The organism is Pseudomonas batumici, from assembly GCF_036585405.1.
Lineage (GTDB): Bacteria > Pseudomonadota > Gammaproteobacteria > Pseudomonadales > Pseudomonadaceae > Aquipseudomonas > Aquipseudomonas batumici.
In genome coordinates this window covers 2,447,908-2,465,413 of the sequence record NZ_CP144470.1, presented here as the reverse complement: position 1 = coordinate 2,465,413, position 17,506 = coordinate 2,447,908, and the positions used below count along the sequence as shown (strand labels likewise).

Annotated in this window: 23 protein-coding genes; 12 read left to right on the top strand and 11 right to left on the bottom strand. The window is 62.4% G+C overall.

Features of this window, described 5'->3' with window-relative positions; genetic code table 11:
• Positions 1 to 2: 2 nt before the first annotated feature.
• From NUH87_RS11115 to recX, 7 genes are all read left to right on the top strand, one after another.
• On the top strand, positions 3 to 584 hold the full coding sequence (locus NUH87_RS11115) for a hypothetical protein (protein WP_338525977.1): 582 nt from the start codon (positions 3 to 5) through the stop codon (positions 582 to 584).
• A 2-nt stretch (positions 585 to 586) separates the two neighbouring features.
• Positions 587 to 835, top strand: coding sequence for a hypothetical protein (locus NUH87_RS11110; protein WP_338525976.1), 249 nt, complete (start codon positions 587 to 589; stop codon positions 833 to 835).
• A gap of 61 nt (positions 836 to 896) precedes the next feature.
• Positions 897 to 1,526, top strand: coding sequence for a glycoside hydrolase family 19 protein (locus tag NUH87_RS11105; RefSeq protein WP_338525975.1), 630 nt, complete (start codon positions 897 to 899; stop codon positions 1,524 to 1,526).
• On the top strand, positions 1,508 to 2,044 hold the full coding sequence (locus NUH87_RS11100; protein ID WP_338525974.1) for a lysis system i-spanin subunit Rz: 537 nt from the start codon (positions 1,508 to 1,510) through the stop codon (positions 2,042 to 2,044). Before NUH87_RS11105 ends, NUH87_RS11100 begins: the two co-directional genes overlap by 19 nt.
• 83 nt (positions 2,045 to 2,127) lie before the next feature.
• Positions 2,128 to 2,628, top strand: a complete 501-nt coding sequence (locus NUH87_RS11095; RefSeq protein ID WP_338525973.1) for a CinA family protein — start codon at positions 2,128 to 2,130, stop codon at positions 2,626 to 2,628.
• An 83-nt stretch (positions 2,629 to 2,711) separates the two neighbouring features.
• Positions 2,712 to 3,773 carry a recombinase RecA gene (gene recA, locus NUH87_RS11090; RefSeq protein ID WP_040064875.1) on the top strand — a complete coding sequence of 354 codons (1,062 nt, stop codon included), beginning with the start codon at positions 2,712 to 2,714 and terminating at the stop codon, positions 3,771 to 3,773.
• Between the two features lie 8 nt (positions 3,774 to 3,781).
• Positions 3,782 to 4,249, top strand: coding sequence for a recombination regulator RecX (gene recX / locus NUH87_RS11085; protein WP_338525972.1), 468 nt, complete (start codon positions 3,782 to 3,784; stop codon positions 4,247 to 4,249).
• On the opposite strand, the gene NUH87_RS11080 is transcribed toward recX, so the two are convergent.
• On the bottom strand, positions 4,250 to 5,365 hold the full coding sequence (locus tag NUH87_RS11080; protein WP_338525971.1) for a TIGR00730 family Rossman fold protein: 1,116 nt from the start codon (positions 5,363 to 5,365) through the stop codon (positions 4,250 to 4,252).
• 243 nt (positions 5,366 to 5,608) lie between these two features.
• Positions 5,609 to 6,040, bottom strand: a complete 432-nt coding sequence (locus NUH87_RS11075; RefSeq protein ID WP_040064878.1) for a PA3611 family quorum-sensing-regulated virulence factor — start codon at positions 6,038 to 6,040, stop codon at positions 5,609 to 5,611.
• A gap of 229 nt (positions 6,041 to 6,269) precedes the next feature.
• On the opposite strand from NUH87_RS11075, the gene NUH87_RS11070 reads away from it, so the two are divergent.
• From NUH87_RS11070 to NUH87_RS11060, 3 genes are all read left to right on the top strand, one after another.
• Complete coding sequence (locus NUH87_RS11070; RefSeq protein WP_338525970.1) at positions 6,270 to 6,980, top strand: tRNA-uridine aminocarboxypropyltransferase; 711 nt, start codon at positions 6,270 to 6,272, stop codon at positions 6,978 to 6,980.
• A 53-nt stretch (positions 6,981 to 7,033) separates the two neighbouring features.
• Complete coding sequence (gene erdR, locus NUH87_RS11065) at positions 7,034 to 7,684, top strand: response regulator transcription factor ErdR (RefSeq protein WP_040064880.1); 651 nt, start codon at positions 7,034 to 7,036, stop codon at positions 7,682 to 7,684.
• A 74-nt stretch (positions 7,685 to 7,758) separates the two neighbouring features.
• On the top strand, positions 7,759 to 8,124 hold the full coding sequence (locus NUH87_RS11060; protein WP_338525969.1) for a diacylglycerol kinase: 366 nt from the start codon (positions 7,759 to 7,761) through the stop codon (positions 8,122 to 8,124).
• Positions 8,125 to 8,136: 12 nt separating this feature from the next.
• Here NUH87_RS11060 and NUH87_RS11055 read toward each other — a convergent pair whose 3' ends face one another.
• A complete protein-coding gene (locus NUH87_RS11055; RefSeq protein WP_040064882.1) occupies positions 8,137 to 9,063 on the bottom strand; it encodes a LysR family transcriptional regulator in 927 nt (308 codons plus the stop codon).
• Between the two features lie 123 nt (positions 9,064 to 9,186).
• Here NUH87_RS11055 and fpr point away from each other — a divergent pair, with 123 nt between their 5' ends.
• Positions 9,187 to 9,966 (top strand): ferredoxin-NADP reductase, encoded by a 780-nt coding sequence (gene fpr, locus NUH87_RS11050; RefSeq protein WP_007923929.1) that lies wholly within the window; start codon positions 9,187 to 9,189, stop codon positions 9,964 to 9,966.
• Positions 9,967 to 10,036: 70 nt separating this feature from the next.
• On the opposite strand, the gene tsaA is transcribed toward fpr, so the two are convergent.
• From tsaA to NUH87_RS11030, 4 genes are all read right to left on the bottom strand, one after another.
• A complete protein-coding gene (gene tsaA, locus NUH87_RS11045) occupies positions 10,037 to 10,732 on the bottom strand; it encodes a tRNA (N6-threonylcarbamoyladenosine(37)-N6)-methyltransferase TrmO (protein ID WP_338525968.1) in 696 nt (231 codons plus the stop codon).
• Between the two features lie 8 nt (positions 10,733 to 10,740).
• Positions 10,741 to 12,354, bottom strand: coding sequence for an NAD(P)/FAD-dependent oxidoreductase (locus tag NUH87_RS11040; RefSeq protein WP_338525967.1), 1,614 nt, complete (start codon positions 12,352 to 12,354; stop codon positions 10,741 to 10,743).
• Between the two features lie 108 nt (positions 12,355 to 12,462).
• Positions 12,463 to 13,134 carry a hypothetical protein gene (locus NUH87_RS11035; protein ID WP_338526790.1) on the bottom strand — a complete coding sequence of 224 codons (672 nt, stop codon included), beginning with the start codon at positions 13,132 to 13,134 and terminating at the stop codon, positions 12,463 to 12,465.
• A gap of 83 nt (positions 13,135 to 13,217) precedes the next feature.
• A complete protein-coding gene (locus NUH87_RS11030; protein ID WP_338525966.1) occupies positions 13,218 to 13,817 on the bottom strand; it encodes a short chain dehydrogenase in 600 nt (199 codons plus the stop codon).
• A gap of 104 nt (positions 13,818 to 13,921) precedes the next feature.
• Between NUH87_RS11030 and NUH87_RS11025 the strand changes: the two genes are divergently transcribed.
• Positions 13,922 to 14,830 (top strand): LysR family transcriptional regulator, encoded by a 909-nt coding sequence (locus tag NUH87_RS11025; protein WP_338525965.1) that lies wholly within the window; start codon positions 13,922 to 13,924, stop codon positions 14,828 to 14,830.
• Positions 14,831 to 14,847: 17 nt separating this feature from the next.
• Here NUH87_RS11025 and NUH87_RS11020 read toward each other — a convergent pair whose 3' ends face one another.
• Genes NUH87_RS11020 through NUH87_RS11005 form a run of 4 tightly spaced genes read right to left on the bottom strand, consistent with a single transcriptional unit; the run spans position 14,848 to position 17,359 of the window.
• Entirely contained in the window at positions 14,848 to 15,351 is a 504-nt protein-coding gene (locus NUH87_RS11020; RefSeq protein WP_338525964.1) for a DoxX family protein, read from the bottom strand.
• Complete coding sequence (locus NUH87_RS11015; protein ID WP_338525963.1) at positions 15,348 to 16,124, bottom strand: DNA-binding domain-containing protein; 777 nt, start codon at positions 16,122 to 16,124, stop codon at positions 15,348 to 15,350. Before NUH87_RS11015 ends, NUH87_RS11020 begins: the two co-directional genes overlap by 4 nt.
• Complete coding sequence (locus tag NUH87_RS11010; protein ID WP_422393914.1) at positions 16,121 to 17,011, bottom strand: DUF692 domain-containing protein; 891 nt, start codon at positions 17,009 to 17,011, stop codon at positions 16,121 to 16,123. Before NUH87_RS11010 ends, NUH87_RS11015 begins: the two co-directional genes overlap by 4 nt.
• A 39-nt stretch (positions 17,012 to 17,050) precedes the next feature.
• Positions 17,051 to 17,359, bottom strand: a complete 309-nt coding sequence (locus tag NUH87_RS11005) for a DUF2282 domain-containing protein (protein WP_040064890.1) — start codon at positions 17,357 to 17,359, stop codon at positions 17,051 to 17,053.
• Positions 17,360 to 17,506 lie beyond the last annotated feature (147 nt).

Sequence of the window (17,506 nt, the reverse complement as noted above, 5' to 3'; positions counted from 1 at the left end):
TCATGGGACAAAAATATGCAGTCTATGCCGCCGACGGCACGATCAGCGCTTTCTACGACAGCGTCGACAGTCCTCCGCCGCCTGGGATCAGCAATCTCCTTGAAATCAGCGACGCGGACTGGCAGCGCTGTATTGCCACGCAAGGTTATCGGGTCGTCAATGACCAGCTGGTGGTGCCAGTGGCACCGACGCCGGGTGCGCTGCTGGTCCTTGCACAAACGGCTCAGGTGCAGCGGGTGGATGCGGAATGCGCCGCCGCCATCGTTTCCGGCTTCAGCTGTGATGCCCTGGTCAGCGGCACGCCCTACACCTACCCGTCGCAAATAACCGACCAGGCCAATCTGTCGTCCTCGGTACTGGCCTCCTTGTTGCCGGGCACTGGTGCCGACTGGTCGACGCCGTTCTGGTGTGCGGACGGGGCTGGGGTCTGGGCTTTTCGCTCGCACACCGCCGCGCAGATTCAGGCTGTCGGGGTGTGTGGTAAAGCGGCGATTTCTGGCTTTATCGGTCGCAAGATCGTGCTGGAAGGGAAAATCATGGCCGCCACTAGCCCAGAGGCGGTGCAGGCCGTGGTCTGGAGCTGAGCATGGGGAAAATCAAACGATTCGGGCTGAACCTGTTGGTTTGGCTGGACGAGGGCGGAAACACGCTACTGCTGGGTGATCCTGGCGAGACTATCAGCTCGCGTTCGGCAAAGGCCCAGATGGCTGGAAAGCGCTGGGGCTGCGTCATGTGCAGGTTTTTGAACTGGTTTCAAGCGGATCACTGTCAGAAATCATTACTGCCATATGCGGGCTCCAACGCAGTTGTACCGGACGACGAACCCGTTAAATAAGCGCTGATCATCACTACTCAAACGACCGCCGTGAGCGGTTTTTTTACGCCCGGAGAAAGCCATGCCGATTACCCAGCAGCAATTGCTGCAGATCCTCCCGAACGCCGGCGACCAAGCCGGCGTTTTTGTTCCTGCGCTCAACACAGCGATGAATGATTACCAGATCGTCACCGCGCAGCGCGTTGCTGCGTTCCTGGCGCAAGCCGGTCACGAGTCAGGCCAACTGCAGTCGGTGGTCGAGAACCTGAACTATGGCGCGCAGGCCCTGGTCGCCACCTGGCCCAGCCGGTTTACTCCGGACCTGGCTGCGGAGGTCGCCCGGCAGCCGGAGCAGATCGCGAACATCGTCTACGCATCGCGTATGGGGAACGGCGATGCAGCGTCTGGCGACGGCTGGAACTATCGCGGTCGCGGGCTGATCCAGATCACCGGTCGCAGCAACTATCTCCAATGCAGCCTCGGGCTGTTTGGCGACGAACGCTTGTTGCAACAACCGGAACTGCTGGAACAACCGCAATGGGCCGCCGAGTCGGCGGCCTGGTTCTGGGAGCAGCAAGGGTTGAACGAACTGGCCGATGCCGACCAGTTCAACAGCATCACCCGCAAGATCAACGGCGGCCTGAACGGCCTCGAGGATCGACTGCAACTCTGGGCCCGGGCGAGGGCGGTGCTATGCGCTTCCTCGACCTGATCCCGGCGCCTTGGCGCCTGGGCGTTGTCGTCGCACTGCTGGCCTTGTTGGCCGGTGGTGCGGCGGCCGGCGCCTGGCACATTCAAGACTGGCGTTACGGTCTGCAGCTGGAACATCAGGCCCGGTTGCAGGCCGACACGCTCAACCAACTTTCCCTCGCCGCGGCCGCGCAACAGCGGGCCGAGCAGGACCAACGCCTGGCCCTGGAGCAGCAGCTCCAGAGCAGCGACCAAACCCATTCAAAGGAGCTGAACGATGTCCAACAGGATCAGGCTCGCCTGCGCGATCGCCTTGCCACTGCTGATCTGCGGCTGTCAGTCCTCCTCGACGGCAACGATCCCGCCAGTGGTTGCAACGTGCCAGCCACCACCGCCGCCGGCGGCGTGGTTCATGCAGCCACAAGAGCCCGACTTGACCCGGCGCATGCTCAACGAATTATCGCCATCACCGACGACGGCGACCGCGCCCTGATCGCCTTGAAAGCTTGTCAGGCGTATGCCGGGGCGGTTTCTCGCTGACATCCGGATGCAATATCGTGTCTTGAAAGCACAGCCCGCTCGTGTAGGGTTGTGCCCTTGGCACACCCGATCAGGAGAGGCATGTGGACGACATCACCCAACTGGCCGTGGAACTCGGCCGGCGTTTGCAGGTTCTGAAAGCCCAGGTCACCACCGCCGAGTCCTGCACCGGCGGCGGCATCGCCGAGGCGATCACCCGGATTCCCGGCAGTTCGACCTGGTTCGAAGCCGGTTATGTGACCTATTCCAACAAGCAGAAGACCCTCCAACTGAACGTGCCCGAGGTCTTGTTCGGCCAGGTCGGCGCTGTCAGCCGCGAAGTGGTCGAGGCTATGGTCCGCGGTGCCCAGGCCCACAGCGCGGCACGGTTCGCCGTGGCGGTCAGCGGCGTGGCCGGGCCGGACGGCGGTTCCGCCGAGAAACCGGTGGGCACCGTCTGGCTGGCCTGGGGCTGCGGCGACGACGTGAGCGCCGAGCGCCGGCACTTTCCCGGCGACCGCGATGCGGTCCGTCGACAAACGGTTCTGGCCGCGCTGGAAGGCCTGTTACGACGGGCGGAAGCAGAAATCGCAAATCAGGGGTAGGCGATCCGCCGACGCTGTGGAATAATACTGGCTACTTATACAGGTGTTGGCCGTCAGGCCTTATTGATTACGTGAGGACTTTAATGGACGACAACAAGAAGAAAGCCTTGGCTGCGGCCTTGGGTCAGATCGAACGTCAATTCGGCAAGGGTGCCGTGATGCGGATGGGCGATCATGACCGTCAGGCGATCCCTTCGATCTCCACCGGTTCCCTGGGCCTGGACATTGCGCTGGGCATCGGCGGTCTGCCGAAAGGCCGTATCGTCGAGATCTACGGTCCGGAATCCTCGGGTAAGACCACCCTGACGCTTTCGGTCATCGCCCAGGCGCAAAAAGCCGGTGCGACCTGCGCCTTCGTCGACGCCGAACACGCCCTGGACCCTGAATACGCCGGCAAGCTGGGCGTCAATGTCGATGACCTGCTGGTCTCTCAGCCGGACACCGGCGAGCAGGCCCTGGAAATCACCGATATGCTGGTGCGCTCCAACGCGGTGGACGTGATCATCGTCGACTCCGTGGCCGCCCTGGTGCCAAAAGCGGAAATCGAAGGCGAAATGGGCGACATGCACGTCGGCCTGCAAGCCCGCCTGATGTCCCAGGCACTGCGCAAGATCACCGGTAACATCAAGAACGCCAACTGCCTGGTGATCTTCATCAACCAGATCCGCATGAAGATCGGCGTGATGTTCGGCAGCCCCGAAACCACCACCGGTGGTAACGCGCTGAAGTTCTACGCCTCGGTGCGCCTGGACATCCGCCGTACCGGCGCGGTGAAGGAAGGCGACGAAGTGGTGGGCAGCGAAACCCGCGTCAAGGTCGTGAAGAACAAGGTGGCTTCGCCGTTCCGTCAGGCCGAGTTCCAGATCCTTTACGGCAAGGGCATCTACCTGAACGGCGAGATGATCGACCTGGGCGTGCTGCACGGTTTCGTCGAGAAATCCGGTGCCTGGTACAGCTACAACGGCAGCAAGATCGGTCAGGGCAAGGCCAACTCGGCCAAGTTCCTGGCGGATAACCCGGAAGTCGCCGCGGCCCTCGAGAAGCAACTGCGTGACAAGCTGCTGAATGCTGGCGCGGGTGCCGACGTCAAAGGCGTAGCCACCGTTGACGAGACCGAAGATGATCTGGCTGACGCCGATATCTGAGTGAGCCAATGAGCGCCGTACTGGATACCCCGGTCGCCGTACGGCGTACGGCCATGGACCTGCTCGCGCGACGCGAGCACGGTCGAGTCGAGCTGACGCGCAAGCTGCGTCAGCGCGGCGCCCCACCTGAAATGATCGACACAGAACTCGACCGCTTGACGGAAGAGGGGCTGTTGTCCGAATCCCGCTACCTCGAAAGCTTCGTTTCCTACCGTGCTCGTTCCGGCTATGGCCCTATGCGTATTCGCGAAGAGCTGAGCCAGCGCGGCCTGCAACGTGCCGATATCGAGTTGGCCTTGCGTGAAAGCGGTTTCGACTGGCAAGCGCAGCTGGAAGACACCTGGCGCCGCAAATTCGCCGGGCATTTGCCCACCGACGCCCGCGAGCGTGCCCAGCAGGGACGCTTCCTGAGTTATCGGGGTTATTCCATGGACATGATCGGCCGCCTGTTCAGCGGCCGTGAGTTGGATGACTGATCAGGTCGCCTTGATCGGTTCGCGCGTGCGCTCCTGTGCCGGCGCCTTGGCCCTGCTCCAGTTTTCCGTTCTGTTGATGAAGTCCACCAGCTCCCGCAGGCGCCCCTGGTCCCGGGCCGTGAAGGCGAACGACAAGCGCGTCAAATGGTCGAACTGCGGTTCATCGTGTTGCTGGTCATCGCAGGCGCCTTGATAAAAGTGCCCGTTGACGCACAGGTCGGCAAAGTCCTTTTGTATCTGTTCCATCGCCCGTTCGTTGAGCGGATGATTCATGCGGATCACGAACTGCTTTTTCAGCCAGCGGCTGGAGTGGAAATTGCTGTAGAACCGCTTGATCTCTTCCACCGCCTCGTCGGCGTTGTAGACCAGGCGCATCAGTTTCAGGTCGTTGGGCAGAATGTAGTGATTGGCCTCCAGCTGATTGCGGATGAAATCCAGCGCGCCCTGCCAGAAGCTGCCCCCTGGGGCATCCAGCAGAATCACCGGAACCAGCGGGCTCTTGCCGGTCTGGATCAGGGTCAGCACTTCCAGTGCCTCATCGAGGGTGCCAAAACCGCCGGGGCAGAGCACCAGTGCATCGGCTTCCTTGACGAAGAACAGCTTGCGGGTAAAGAAAAAGTGGAAGGACAGCAGGTTCTGCGTGCCGTCCACGGTTGAATTGGCGTGTTGTTCGAAGGGCAGGGTGATGTTGAACCCGAGGCTGTGTTCCAGGCCGGCACCTTCGTGGGCCGCAGCCATGATGCCGCCGCCACCACCGGTGATGACCATCAGGTTGGAATGGGCCAGCGCCGTGCCCAGTGCGCGGGCTTGTGCATAGAGCGGATGTTCGGTGGGCGTTCGCGCCGAGCCGAACACCGTGACCTTGCGGCGCCCCTTGAACTGGTCCAGTACGCGAAAGGCGTTCTCCAGTTCACGCAGGGTTTGCAGGACGATCTTGGCATTCCAGCGGTTGCGATCGTCCTGGGCCATGCGCAGGACGGTCAGCATCATGTCTCGGTAAAGCGCAAGATTCGGACTATTGGGAGCAACCTGGTTGAGTTGTTCTTCGACCCGGCTAAGGTCGATACCGTTGTTCTGGAAATGACGGGACAGCAAGTCATTCGGTTCGTAAGGCATTCAACGTCTCCTTCTGCACGGAACCCTTGGCGTGGCCGAAAGAAAAGTTCGCCAAGGCCGCGTCACTGCATGTGTCGCATGTGTGCCATGTCGATTTGATGATGAGCCTATAAAGTCATGGCTGGCAACCGCTTATTGCCCCTATGCAAAGGACTTTAGCTGCTTCTCGCAAGGGTTGCGCGGGGCGGGAGGTGGAACTGCGCGCCGATGACAGGCAGCGGCGCGCCAGGCAACAACAGGGGGCTACTTTTTCTTTTTCGCCGCGGTTTCTTTCGGGCAGTCGCTTTCCACGAAACGTGCGGAGGTGACGGGGCGGTTGCTCTTGTTCTCGGTGAACTCATAGCGCATGACGGCGCCCCTGGCCATCAACTTGCGGTAGTTGGCGTTACGGCAGACACTGGCCCCCAGTTGCAGATAAACCGCCTTGGCGTTATCGCGCATGTTTTGCGCGTAGTCGGACTGGACGCTCAGGTGGTCGATCAACTCGCTGCCTTCAACGGTGTAGCCGACATCGAGGATGTTCTCGTCGAGCTCACGGGGCAGGCCCACGTTGCTCTCTTCTGCCACGTCCTTGAGCATCTTGTTCAGTTCGAAATCCTTCAGCGATGCCGCCTGGGCGGCGCTGAAAGGCAGGGCCAGCAAAAGGGCCAGGGACGGTACGATACGGCGCAGCATGCAACTCTCCTGATTCGGTAACTGGTGCTTCGACCCTTTACCGGGGCGTGCGTTCAGTGGTCGCGAAGTATAGAGGGCGGTTGTAGGCCCTACTAGGGTGAGGCTGACGGAAATGTCGACGTCTGAAGGCCCAAACGGTCCTTGGGTCTCTGGTAGACTTCGCGCACTTTATGCTTCTGCGAGTCGTATTTTTCGTGTTCATCCCTTCCTCCCGCCAGTGTCTTGCGCGATGAGCCACGCCGTCTCCCGCCTGCGTGCCGAGCGCCTGGCCCGGGCAAAAACACCCTTCCTTGCTCGCGGGTCACGAGCCGAGCGTTGCCCGGGCTGCCGTGTAATTCCACAGTATTGCCTGTGCGCCTGGCGCCCCAGGGTGGCCTCGAATTCGGCCATGTGCCTGCTGATGCACGATGTCGAGCCGATGAAACCGAGCAATACCGGCTGGCTGATCGCCGATGTGATCGCCGACACCAGCGCCTTCAGTTGGTCGCGGACCGAAGTCGACCCACAACTGCTGGCCCTGCTGGACGATCCGCAGTGGCAGCCGTTCATCGTATTCCCGGGGGAGTTCGTGGCGCCTGAGCGGGTGGTGACACAGGTGCCGCCCGTACCCGGCAAGCGCCCGCTGTTTATCCTGCTGGACGCGACCTGGACCGAAGCGCGCAAGATGTTTCGCAAGAGCCCTTATCTGGAGCGTTTCCCGGTGCTGAGCCTGGAATCCGAACAGTTGTCCCGCTACAAGCTGCGTCGTTCCAAGCGCGATGATCATTTCTGCACCGCGGAGGTCGCGGCGTTGTGCCTGGAGCTGGCCGGGGACACCCGCGCGGCCCAAGGGCTGGACGCATTGCTGGACGTGTTTACCGCGCATTACCTGGGCGCCAAGTTTCAGTTGCCGATCGACATTGAAGATGAAGCCCACGAGCAGCTGAAGACTTTCCTGTAATCTAGTGGCTGCACAGCGTCGAGCCTGACGCATAAAACAGGATCATTGGAAAAATGACCACGTACGACATCCTGATTGCCGACGACCATCCTCTCTTTCGCAGCGCCCTGCACCAGGCGCTGACCCTGGGCCTGGGGCCCGACGTGCGGTTGGTGGAGGCGGCCAGCATTGCCGAGCTGGAAACCCGTCTTACCGAGAAGGCCGATTGGGACCTGGTCCTGCTGGACCTGAACATGCCGGGTGCCTACGGATTTTCCGGCCTGGTGCTGCTGCGCGGCCAATACCCGCAGATTCCGGTGGTCATGGTCTCGGCCCAGGAAGAAGCCTCGGTGGTGGTGCGCTCCCGTGAGTTCGGTGCCAGTGGCTTCATCCCCAAATCCAGTTCCCTGGAAGTGATCCAGCAAGCGGTGCGCAGTGTCCTCGATGGCGATGTCTGGTGGCCGCCCCAGGCCTTCGAAGCCGTCAGCGTGTCCGCCGAGGCCAAGGCCGCCAGTGAAGGCCTCGCCAGTCTGACGCCCCAGCAGTTCCGGGTATTGACCATGGTCTGCGAAGGTTTGTTGAATAAACAGATTGCTTACGAGCTGAGCGTTTCGGAGGCGACCATCAAGGCCCACGTCACGGCGATTTTCCGCAAGCTGGGGGTGCGCACCCGAACCCAGGCGGCGCTGTTGCTGCAACAACTTGAGTCAATTTCGAGCCAGTAGTTGCTGGCTCTTTCATCGTTGTTTGACGCTGGTTGCGTTAGTTTTCCTACTCCACTTCTCGTAGTTGCCTACTTATGCCGTCGCCCTTCAAAGGTCAAACCGGTTTTAAACGCATGCTCAACGCGGCGGGCTATTCTTTCGATGGCCTTCGGGCGGCGTTTACCGGCGAGGCGGCGTTTCGCCAACTCGTCTTGCTCAACGTCGTGTTGATCCCGGTGGCGTTCTTTTTCCATGTCAGTCGGGTCGAGCGTGCGCTGTTGATTGCCGTGTGCCTGCTGGCGTTGATCGTCGAATTGCTCAATTCGGCGGTCGAAGCGGCCATTGACCGCATCTCCCTCGACCGTCATCCCTTGTCCAAGAATGCCAAGGACATGGGCAGCGCCGCGCAGTTTGTGGCGCTGAGCATGATTGCCCTGGTCTGGGCGGTCATTCTGCTTTAAGTGCAGGCGACCCTAGGCAATATTCGGCAGGACGATCTCGTCGCTGCGTTGAACCCCGGCGGTGAAGGCGCGGCACAGTTCGAGGAATTCGCGCATGGCGGAGGTCTGGTATTTCTGTTTGTGCCAGATGAAATAGAACTGTCGCGACAGGTCCAGGTCCGGGGTTTCCACCGGCACCAGGCTGCCACGGCGGAATGCATCGCGCAGGGCCAGGCGCGAAATGCAGCCGATCCCCAGGCCCGACTCCACCGCGCGCTTGATCGCTTCGGTGTGTTCCAGTTCCAGGCGGATATTCAGCGCGCTGCGATGATGACGCATGGCCTGGTCGAAGGTCAGGCGCGTACCGGATCCCTGTTCGCGCAGGATCCAGGCTTCATGGGTCAGTTCTTCCAGGCTCGCCTGGCCGCGCAGGGCCAGCGGGTGCCGGGGCGCGCAGAACACCACCAGTTCGTCTTCCACCCAGGTCTGCACTTCGATGTCCGGGTGGCTGCAATCGCCTTCGATCAGACCCAGGTCAATTTCGTAGTGCGCGACCTGTTGCACAATATTGGCGGTGTTCTGCACATGCAGCTTGACCTGGCTTTCCGGGTGCACCTGCATGAAGCTGCCGATCAGCAGGGTTGCCAGGTAATTGCCGATGGTCAGGGTGGCCCCCACCGCCAGCGAGCCGAACCCGGACTTGCCGTTGAGCAGGTCCTCGATCTCCTTGGCCTGGTCCAGCAGCGCCACGGCCTGGGGCAACAGCTGTTTGCCCAGGGCATTGAGGCTCAGGCGCTTGCCGGCGCGGTCGAACAACTGACAGCTCGACTGGCGTTCCAGCTCGGTGATCGAGGTGCTCGCGGCGGATTGCGACAAGGCCAGCAGCCCGGCAGCGCGGGACACGCTTTCCTGCTGGGCGACGGCGACGAAGACCTGAAGTTGACGGAGAGTAAATCGCATATCTATATAACCGATAACCCTTATCTTGATAATTCATTTAACAGATATTGTCGCCGCCATTAGAATGCTATGCAATTGCGCGTCATCGACGGCGCAGGCCAAATTCCCAGGAGCCCCATCCAAATGAGCAACATGAATCACGAGCGTGTCCTCAGTGTTCACCACTGGAACGACACTCTGTTCAGCTTCAAGTGCACCCGCGACCCGGGCCTGCGCTTTGAAAACGGTCAGTTCGTGATGATCGGCCTGCAGCAGCCCAATGGCCGACCGTTGATGCGTGCTTATTCCATTGCCAGCCCGAACTGGGAAGAGCATCTCGAGTTCTTCAGCATCAAGGTGCCGGACGGTCCGTTGACCTCCCAGTTGCAGCACCTGAAGGAAGGCGACGAGATCATCATCAGCAAGAAGCCGACGGGTACCCTGGTACTCGACGACCTCAAGCCGGGCAAGCACCTGTACCTGCTCAGCACCGGTACCGGCCTCGCACCGTTCATGAGCGTGATCCAGGACCCGGAAACCTACGAGCGTTTCGAGAAGGTGATCCTGTGCCACGGCGTGCGCTACGTCAATGAAGTGGCCTACCGCGAGTTCATCACCGAGCATCTTCCACAGAATGAATTCTTCGGTGAAGCCCTGCGTGAGAAGCTGATCTACTACCCCACCGTGACCCGCGAGCCGTTCGAGAACGAAGGTCGCCTGACCGACCTGATGCGCAGCGGCAAGCTGTTCAGCGACATCGGCCTGCCGCCGATCAACCCGCAGGACGACCGTGCCATGCTGTGCGGCAGCCCGAGCATGCTCGACGAAACCAGCGAAGTGCTCAACAGTTTCGGCCTGACCGTCTCGCCGCGCATGCGCGAGCCGGGTGACTACCTGATCGAGCGTGCGTTCGTCGAGAAATAAGCGTCCGTATTGAAACAGAAAGCCCGCGTTGCCTGGGAAGGCAACGCGGGCTTTTTGGTTTCTGGCGTTTCTAGCGGGCGGGGATTACTTCCAGTACGCGGATGACCCCGGCCTCCGGATAATGCCAGCGCACATCCAGGTCCCAGAACTGGGCGCCGTATTCCCGTTCGGGCGTGGGCGTCTGGTAGGCCGGACGCGGGTCCTGGGCCAGGCATTGCTCAATCAGCTCGAGCAGGGGCTCGCCAAGGCGCTGCGCGTGGCCGTTGGCCTGTTGCAGAGCATTGTCCGTCCACAGCACGGGAATCAGCACCGGCGCAGCACTGGCGATGGCATTGACGGCGCCCGGGACGTTGTCGGCGTAGGGCACGTACGGCTTGATATCGAGAATCGGCGTGCCGTCCAGCAGGTCGATGCCGGAGATCCACAGGCGCTGGGCTTCGACCTTGTCCAGCTTGACCACCGACTGGCCGATACCGTTCGGCCGGTGGGTCGCCCGGGTGGCAAAGACACCCATGGACTGGTTGCCCCCCAGGCGCGGTGGGCGCACCTTCAGCCGTGGCTTGTCTTCCAGGGCCTGGTGGAACAGGAACAGCAGCCAGACATGGCTGACCTGCTCCAGCCCCTGCACCGCGTCGCCCTGGTCGAAAGGCGCGACCAGTTCCAGCACGCCGCGCGCAGCCGGCGCCAGCTGTGGCTGGCGCGGAATGGCGAATTTCTCCTTGAAGCAGGAGCGCACGAAGCCGATGGGAGACACGCTGTAGGTCATGGTCGGGCTCAGGCTTCGATCCCCAGCATGTCCCGGGCCACGGCTTCGGCGATGCGGATACCGTCGACACCCGCCGACAGGATCCCACCGGCATAACCGGCGCCTTCGCCCGCGGGGAACAGGCCCTTGACGTTCAGGCTCTGCATCGACTCGTTGCGGGTGATACGCAGAGGCGAGGAGGTGCGGGTTTCAATCCCGGTCAGCACCGCGTCATGCAGGGAATAACCCTTGATCTGCCGTTCGAACGCCGGCAAGGCTTCGCGAATGGCCTCGATGGCGAAGTCCGGCAGGGCCAGCGCCAGGTCGCCCAGGGCCACCCCCGGCTTATAGGACGGTTCCACGCTGCCCAGGGCGGTGGAAGGCTTGCCGGCGATGAAGTCGCCGACCAGTTGCGCCGGGGCTTCGTAGTTGCTGCCGCCGAGCACGAAGGCGTGGGATTCCAGGCGCTCCTGCAACTCGATACCGGCCAGCGGGCCGCCCGGATAGTCCACTTCCGGGGTGATGCCGACGACGATGCCGGAGTTGGCGTTGCGCTCGTTGCGCGAGTACTGGCTCATGCCGTTGGTGACCACCCGGTTCGGCTCGGAAGTTGCCGCCACCACGGTGCCGCCCGGGCACATGCAGAAGCTGTAGACCGAACGCCCGTTCTTGGCGTGGTGCACCAGCTTGTAGTCGGCCGCGCCGAGTTTCGGGTGCCCGGCGTATTTGCCCAGGCGCGCGCGGTCGATCAGCGATTGCGGGTGTTCGATACGGAAACCCACCGAGAACGGCTTGGCTTCCATGTACACGCCGCGACCGTGGAGCATGCGGAAGGTGTCGCGGGCGCTGTGACCCAGGGCCATGATCACGTGCCGGGCGTTGATCTGTTCGCCGCTGTCGAGCACGACGCCGGTCAGTTGGCCGTCGTCGATCAGCACATCGGTGACCCGCTGCTGGAAGCGCACTTCGCCGCCCAGGGCTTCGATCTGCTGGCGCATGTTCTCCACCACGCCGGTGAGGCGGAAGGTGCCGATATGCGGTTTGCTGACGTAGAGGATTTCTTCCGGCGCGCCGGCCTTGACGAACTCGTGCAGCACCTTGCGCCCGTGGTGGTTCGGGTCCTTGATCTGGCTGTAGAGCTTGCCGTCGGAGAAGGTCCCGGCGCCGCCTTCGCCGAACTGCACGTTGGACTCGGGGTTGAGCACGCTCTTGCGCCACAGGCCCCAGGTGTCCTTGGTGCGCTGGCGCACTTCCTTGCCGCGTTCGAGGATGATCGGCTTGAAGCCCATCTGCGCCAGCAGCAGCCCGGCGAAGATCCCGCAGGGACCGAAGCCGACGACCACGGGACGCTCCGGCAGATCGGCCGGGGCCTGGCCGACCACCTTGTAGCTGACATCCGGGGCCGGGTTGACGTTGCGGTCGTCGGCGAATTTTTTCAGCAGGGCTTCTTCGTTACGGGTCGACAGGTCGATGGTGTAGATGAAGCAGAGCTCGGAGGATTTCTTGCGGGCGTCGTAGCTGCGCTTGAACAGGGTGAAATCGAGCAGGTCATCGCTGGCGATACCCAGGCGCTGGAGGATGGCCGGGCGCAGGTCTTCGTCGGGATGGTCGATCGGCAGCTTGAGTTCGGTGATTCGTAACATGACAGGGTCCAGTGTGCGGGCCACGCGGGCGCGCCGGCTTTACATCAAACCAGTGATTATAAGCCCCAACGGCCAGATTCCGTGAGGCTAAAACGGCAGCTCGTCGAATCAGTCGTTACGGGCGCCGCCGAAATAGCCGCAACCGCGCTGGACCTGGCCGTTGACCCGCAGTTCGGCGCTCAGGTGGCGCACGCTGCCGGTGTTGCTGTCGACGCAGGGCTGCGGCGCGACCCACAGCTCGATACGCTGGGCGTTGGCTTCGGTGCTCAGGCTGAAGCGCCCGTCACCCAGTTGTTCTTCCAGGTAGGGCAGGACCAGGGCCGGCTGGTTTTCGCGTTCGAGGACCATGCCGTTGCCGCTGGCCTTCAGGCTCCAGTCCGGGCCGTGGCCGCTGGCGACCACCGTCTGGCGTTTGAAGTCGGGATCGTCGCAACTGCCGGTGCCGCGTTCCAGGCGATAGTACTGTTGCAGGTCCAGCTGGCCGTCGCTGCCGTCGACCGTGCTGGAGGAAAACCGTCCGCGCAGGTCGGCGAACAGCTTGCCCGAGGGGCCGGACAGGCTCGCGGCCTGCTGCAGGACGCTGGTGTTGCCGCTGTCGCTGACGACAAAGTGCCGCTGTTCCTGGCAGGGCTGGAACATCATCTTGCCATTGACGCTGGCGAGTTCGCCCTGCATCCGGCTCAGGCCCGCCGTGGGGTGCGAGGTGGCTGGCGCCAGCCACTGGCAACCGGCGGCGAACAGCGGCAGGGCGAAAATCATCAAGGAACGGGCGGCACGCATCATGGGGTCTCCTGGCAAGTGCCGCCACGTTACTCAGACCGGGAGGGCTGCACAAGCCTTGATGCGGGCGCCCGCAGGGTGACTCAACCGACCTGATAAGTCTGACCGGTCTGCCGGCCTTCCACGCTCTTGGCGTAGGCCAAGGCCACATCCGCCGCCGGTACTGGCTTGAAGCCCCGGAAATAAGGCGCATAGCTTCCCATGGCTTCCACCAGCACGTTCGGACTGACGGAGTTCACCCGCAGGGCGCGTGGCAGTTCGATCGCGGCGGCCTTGACGAAGCTGTCGATGGCACCGTTGACCAGGCTGGCCGATGCCCCGGCCAGGATCGGATCGCGGTTCAGGATGCCGCTGGTCAGGGTGAACGAAGCACCGTCATTGGCGTACTCGCGACCGATCAGTACCAGGTTGACCTGGCCCATCAACTTGTCCTGCAGGCCCAGGGCGAAATCCTTCTCGCTCATGTCCGCCAGGGGCGCGAAGGTCACGTTGCCCGCCGCGCAGACCAGCGCATCGAATTTGCCGGTCTGTTCGAACAGCTTGCGAATCGACGCGCTGTCACTGATGTCCACGTGCAGGTCACCGCTGCTGCGGCCAATCTTGATGACTTCGTGACGCGGGCCCAGTTCCTTTGCCACAGCCGAGCCGATGGTGCCGTGGGCGCCAATCAATAGGATTTTCATCGTGCGGTTGCTCCAGTGGGTGATCGAGCTTTCAGTCTAGAGTGGATTTTTCAACTGATAAGCGCACTAATAGGCAACCTTTGGTTTTCTTTTGGAAACAATCCATGAGCGAGATGGATGACCTGGCAGCCTTTGCCGTGCTGGTCGAGGCGGGCAGCTTTACCCTGGCCGCCCAGCAATTGGGCTGCAGCAAGGGGCAGCTGTCCAAGCGCATCAGCCAGCTGGAGGCGCAGTTTTCGGTGGTGTTGCTACACCGCACGACACGGCGGCTGAGCCTGACTGCCGCCGGGACCGCCTTGTTGCCGCAGGCCCAGGCGCTGGTGCAGCAGCTGCAGCGCGCACGCCAGGCGTTGGCCCGACTCAAGGACGAGATCGCCGGCCCGGTGCGTCTGACAGTGCCGGTGTCGCTGGGGGATACCTTTTTCGACGGTCTGTTGCAGGCGTTTTCCCAGGAGTACCCCGAGGTGCAGATCGAGCTGGAGCTGGGCAACGAGTTCCAGGACCTGGTGCGTGAAGGCTTCGACCTGGCGATTCGGACGGAGCCGGGTATTGATGGGCGTCTGGTGGCCCGTCCCCTGTTGTTGATGCAGGAGCTGACCTGCGCGAGTCCCGATTACCTGGCGCGCTACGGCGAACCAAAGTCGCCGGAGGATCTGCTGAGGCATCGTTGCCTGCTCAACAGCCATCTGCGCGACAGGAGCGAATGGTTGTATCACCAGCAACACGAGTTGCAACGGGTCAGGGTGGCCGGGTCGTTTGTCAGCAACCACTACAGCTTGTTGAAGAAGGCCGCGCTGGCCGGCGCCGGTGTCGCTCGCCTGCCGTCCTATGCGTTGCCCAGGGAATTGGCCGAGGGGCGACTGCGCTGGCTGTTGCGCGATTACCAGACGCGCAGCATACCGATGTACCTGGTGCACCCCTATCAAGGCGGCCTGCCCCGGCGCACGCAGGTGCTGGCCGATTTCCTGGTGGAATGGTTCAAGCGCGGCGGCGAGGTACTGGACAGCCTGTAGCGGCGCCGCGCAACGGCTCAGCGGTAACGCCGGGCGATCAGATGATCGATGGAGAACACGCCCGGTCCCTTGGCCATCAGCAGCAACAGGATCGCCATCCAGGTGCCGTGGGTCGGGTAGGCGTCCGGGTAGACGAACAGCTGGATGGTCAGGGTCATGCCGAACAGCGCCAGGGCCGAGAAGCGGGTGGCGAGCCCCAGCAGGATCAGCACCGGGAAAAAGTGCTCGGCGAAGGCGGAAACGTGCGCCGCGATTTCCGGCGACAGCAGCGGCACCTTGTACTCGCTGGCGAACAACGGGATGGTGGAGTCCGCCAGGCGCGGCAGACCGATATCGAAGGTGCCGGAGATCAGGTCAACGGCAAAGCCCTCGACCTTGGTCTGGCCGGATCTCCAGAACACCGCGGCGATGGAGAAGCGTGCGACAAAGGCGATCAGGCTGTAGGGAATCGCTTCGAAGAGTCCAATAAAACGTCCGATCAGGCGGGCGAGCGGACTCTGGGGTTCGCTGTGAATGTTCATGGGCGGGTCGCCTCCTGGGTGTGTAGTTGGATGATGGCGCCATGGCGAATCAGCAAGGCCAGCGCCTGGCTGGGGTCGAAATCCGGGTTGGCGTCGTGGGCATGGGCCAGGGCAAGCCCGAGCGGACAGTCGTTTTGCAAACGGTGGATAAACGTCAGGGCGCCGATGTCGACCCGGAACAGTTCCACCTGCCACTCATGGCGCAATACCAAGGCGTACTCGGCTTGTAGCGGATTCACCTGTTCCAGGTCGCCGCCGTCCTGATGACCTTCCCATAGCGAGATAACCGCATAGGCTGAATTCAAGGTCGCAAGGCTGGGGTGCAAGCGCACCTGCAGGTCATTGAGCGCCTGTGGGTCGGCAAGGTGAACGGCGATCTGTTCCGGGCTCAAGGGCTGGGCGTCGGCCGCGTGGTAGGCGCGCACTCGCAGTCGCTCCAGGCGGGCGACATCGGCCAGGTAAGGCAGTCCGGCGGCCGGTTCAAAGCCCTGGACAAAATCACCGAAGTCTTCGCCGTAGTGGTTGAGGACCGGGCTGGTCGGCGGGAAGTGCCGCAGATAGACCGCCGCCATGGCGCGGAAGAACTCGTCGCCCACCAGTTGCCTGACCACCGGGTAGCTGTCCGCCAGGGCATTGATCAGCGAGCTCTGGACATTGTTGCGGTACACCGCGAAACGGCTGGCCGGGTCGGCACCGTTGGCGCTGCACAAGCCGGGCGGGCAGGGCAGTGAGGTGTCGAGCAAGGCGGCGCTGAAGCTGGCTTGATCGCTCATGGTCGCTCTCCGGCCTGCAGCAGCAACTGCTGGGCCTGCTCGGCTTCGGCCAGCAGGACGGCGAAGGCGGGTATTTGATTGTCGCGTTCGATCAGGGTGGCAACCGGGCCGATTTTTGCCAGGACCTGGCGATACAACGCCCAGACCGCCTGATCGACCGGCGCGCCGTGATCGTCGATCAGCAGGCGGTCACCGAGGTTGTCGGCATCTTCGGCAAAGCCGGCCAGATGGATCTCTCCCACGGCGTGCAGCGGCAGCGCCTCGATGTAGGCCAGCGCATCGCGCCGGTGATTGATGCAGGAGACATGGACGTTGTTCACGTCCAGCAGCAGTCCGCAACCGGTGCGGCGGATGATTTCGCCGATGAAGTCCGCCTCGTCCAGGGTGGAACGCTGGAATTGCAGGTAGGTCGCTGGGTTCTCCAGTAGCATCGGGCGTTTCAAGGTGCTTTGCACTTGATCGACATGTTCGCAGACCCGCTGCAGCGTGGCGTTGTCGTAGGCCAGGGGCAGCAAGTCGTTGAGAAACACCGGGCCGTGGCTGGACCAGGCCAGGTGTTCGGAAAAGGCTTGGGGCTGATAGCGCTCGATCAGTGTCGCGAGGCGCTTGAGGTGTTCGTTGTCCAGCGGGCCTTCGGCGCCGATGGACAGGCCGACCCCGTGCAGCGACAGCGGGTACTGTTCGCGGATCAGGCCCAGGTAATGATGAAACGGCCCGCCGGCCACCATGTAGTTTTCGGCGTGGACCTCGAAGAAGCCGAGGTCTGGACGCGTTTCAAGGATGACCTGAAAGTGTTCGGTCTTGAGCCCCAGCCCCGCGCGGGGCGGGAGCCCGGCCCCGAGGGCCTGAGCGCGGTGAAGGACAGCGGGTTGCGGTGACATGGGCATCTTCGGCGCTCAGGCTGGCAGGGGAGGGACGCTTTTTGATCAGGCCTTGGGGGTGAAGGCTTCCAATTGGCCTTTACCGGTGGGCGAGGTCTTGCTTTCAAGCGTCGTGCAAGTGCCTTTTGGCACGGATTTCCAGGAGTTGGCCTGGAAGTCCTTGGTCGAAGTACCGGCGCACGTAGTGCCTGCACCGGCGGCGCAGTCGTTCTTGCCTTTCATGGCGACGCCGAAGCATTTCTCCACGTCGCCGGCGGCGTGGGCGGTTGTCGGCAGTGCCGCCATGCTCAGGGCGGAACCGAGGGCCAGGGCCAGGGTGGCGGCGGACAGGGTGCGGGTAGTGGTAGTGCTCATGGTCGATCTCCAGTGTTGTTCAGGTAAAGAAGCAGTCAGGGGTAGGTTTCATTGCGTTCCTGCCTTACTTGAGCGGCATCGACAGGATTCGTTACAGCCTGGGAGAAAATAATTAAGGTTTTTTTAAAAAGAAAAAGCCCCGACGGG

Coding starts and splice junctions, on each gene's coding strand:
- NUH87_RS11110 (WP_338525976.1), top strand. CDS start 587: ATGGGGAAAATCAAACGATTCGGGCTGAACCTGTTGGTTTGGCTGGAC.
- NUH87_RS11005 (WP_040064890.1), bottom strand. CDS start 17,359: ATGAGCACTACCACTACCCGCACCCTGTCCGCCGCCACCCTGGCCCTG.
- recX (WP_338525972.1), top strand. CDS start 3,782: ATGAGCGCCGTACTGGATACCCCGGTCGCCGTACGGCGTACGGCCATG.
- NUH87_RS11040 (WP_338525967.1), bottom strand. CDS start 12,354: ATGTTACGAATCACCGAACTCAAGCTGCCGATCGACCATCCCGACGAA.
- NUH87_RS11010 (WP_422393914.1), bottom strand. CDS start 17,011: ATGCCCATGTCACCGCAACCCGCTGTCCTTCACCGCGCTCAGGCCCTC.
- NUH87_RS11075 (WP_040064878.1), bottom strand. CDS start 6,040: ATGCTGCGCCGTATCGTACCGTCCCTGGCCCTTTTGCTGGCCCTGCCT.
- NUH87_RS11115 (WP_338525977.1), top strand. CDS start 3: ATGGGACAAAAATATGCAGTCTATGCCGCCGACGGCACGATCAGCGCT.
- NUH87_RS11025 (WP_338525965.1), top strand. CDS start 13,922: ATGAGCGAGATGGATGACCTGGCAGCCTTTGCCGTGCTGGTCGAGGCG.
- tsaA (WP_338525968.1), bottom strand. CDS start 10,732: ATGACCTACAGCGTGTCTCCCATCGGCTTCGTGCGCTCCTGCTTCAAG.
- NUH87_RS11030 (WP_338525966.1), bottom strand. CDS start 13,817: ATGAAAATCCTATTGATTGGCGCCCACGGCACCATCGGCTCGGCTGTG.
- NUH87_RS11070 (WP_338525970.1), top strand. CDS start 6,270: ATGAGCCACGCCGTCTCCCGCCTGCGTGCCGAGCGCCTGGCCCGGGCA.
- NUH87_RS11055 (WP_040064882.1), bottom strand. CDS start 9,063: ATGCGATTTACTCTCCGTCAACTTCAGGTCTTCGTCGCCGTCGCCCAG.
- NUH87_RS11015 (WP_338525963.1), bottom strand. CDS start 16,124: ATGAGCGATCAAGCCAGCTTCAGCGCCGCCTTGCTCGACACCTCACTG.
- NUH87_RS11100 (WP_338525974.1), top strand. CDS start 1,508: ATGCGCTTCCTCGACCTGATCCCGGCGCCTTGGCGCCTGGGCGTTGTC.
- NUH87_RS11105 (WP_338525975.1), top strand. CDS start 897: ATGCCGATTACCCAGCAGCAATTGCTGCAGATCCTCCCGAACGCCGGC.
- recA (WP_040064875.1), top strand. CDS start 2,712: ATGGACGACAACAAGAAGAAAGCCTTGGCTGCGGCCTTGGGTCAGATC.
- fpr (WP_007923929.1), top strand. CDS start 9,187: ATGAGCAACATGAATCACGAGCGTGTCCTCAGTGTTCACCACTGGAAC.
- NUH87_RS11020 (WP_338525964.1), bottom strand. CDS start 15,351: ATGAACATTCACAGCGAACCCCAGAGTCCGCTCGCCCGCCTGATCGGA.
- NUH87_RS11080 (WP_338525971.1), bottom strand. CDS start 5,365: ATGCCTTACGAACCGAATGACTTGCTGTCCCGTCATTTCCAGAACAAC.
- NUH87_RS11060 (WP_338525969.1), top strand. CDS start 7,759: ATGCCGTCGCCCTTCAAAGGTCAAACCGGTTTTAAACGCATGCTCAAC.
- NUH87_RS11035 (WP_338526790.1), bottom strand. CDS start 13,134: ATGCGTGCCGCCCGTTCCTTGATGATTTTCGCCCTGCCGCTGTTCGCC.
- erdR (WP_040064880.1), top strand. CDS start 7,034: ATGACCACGTACGACATCCTGATTGCCGACGACCATCCTCTCTTTCGC.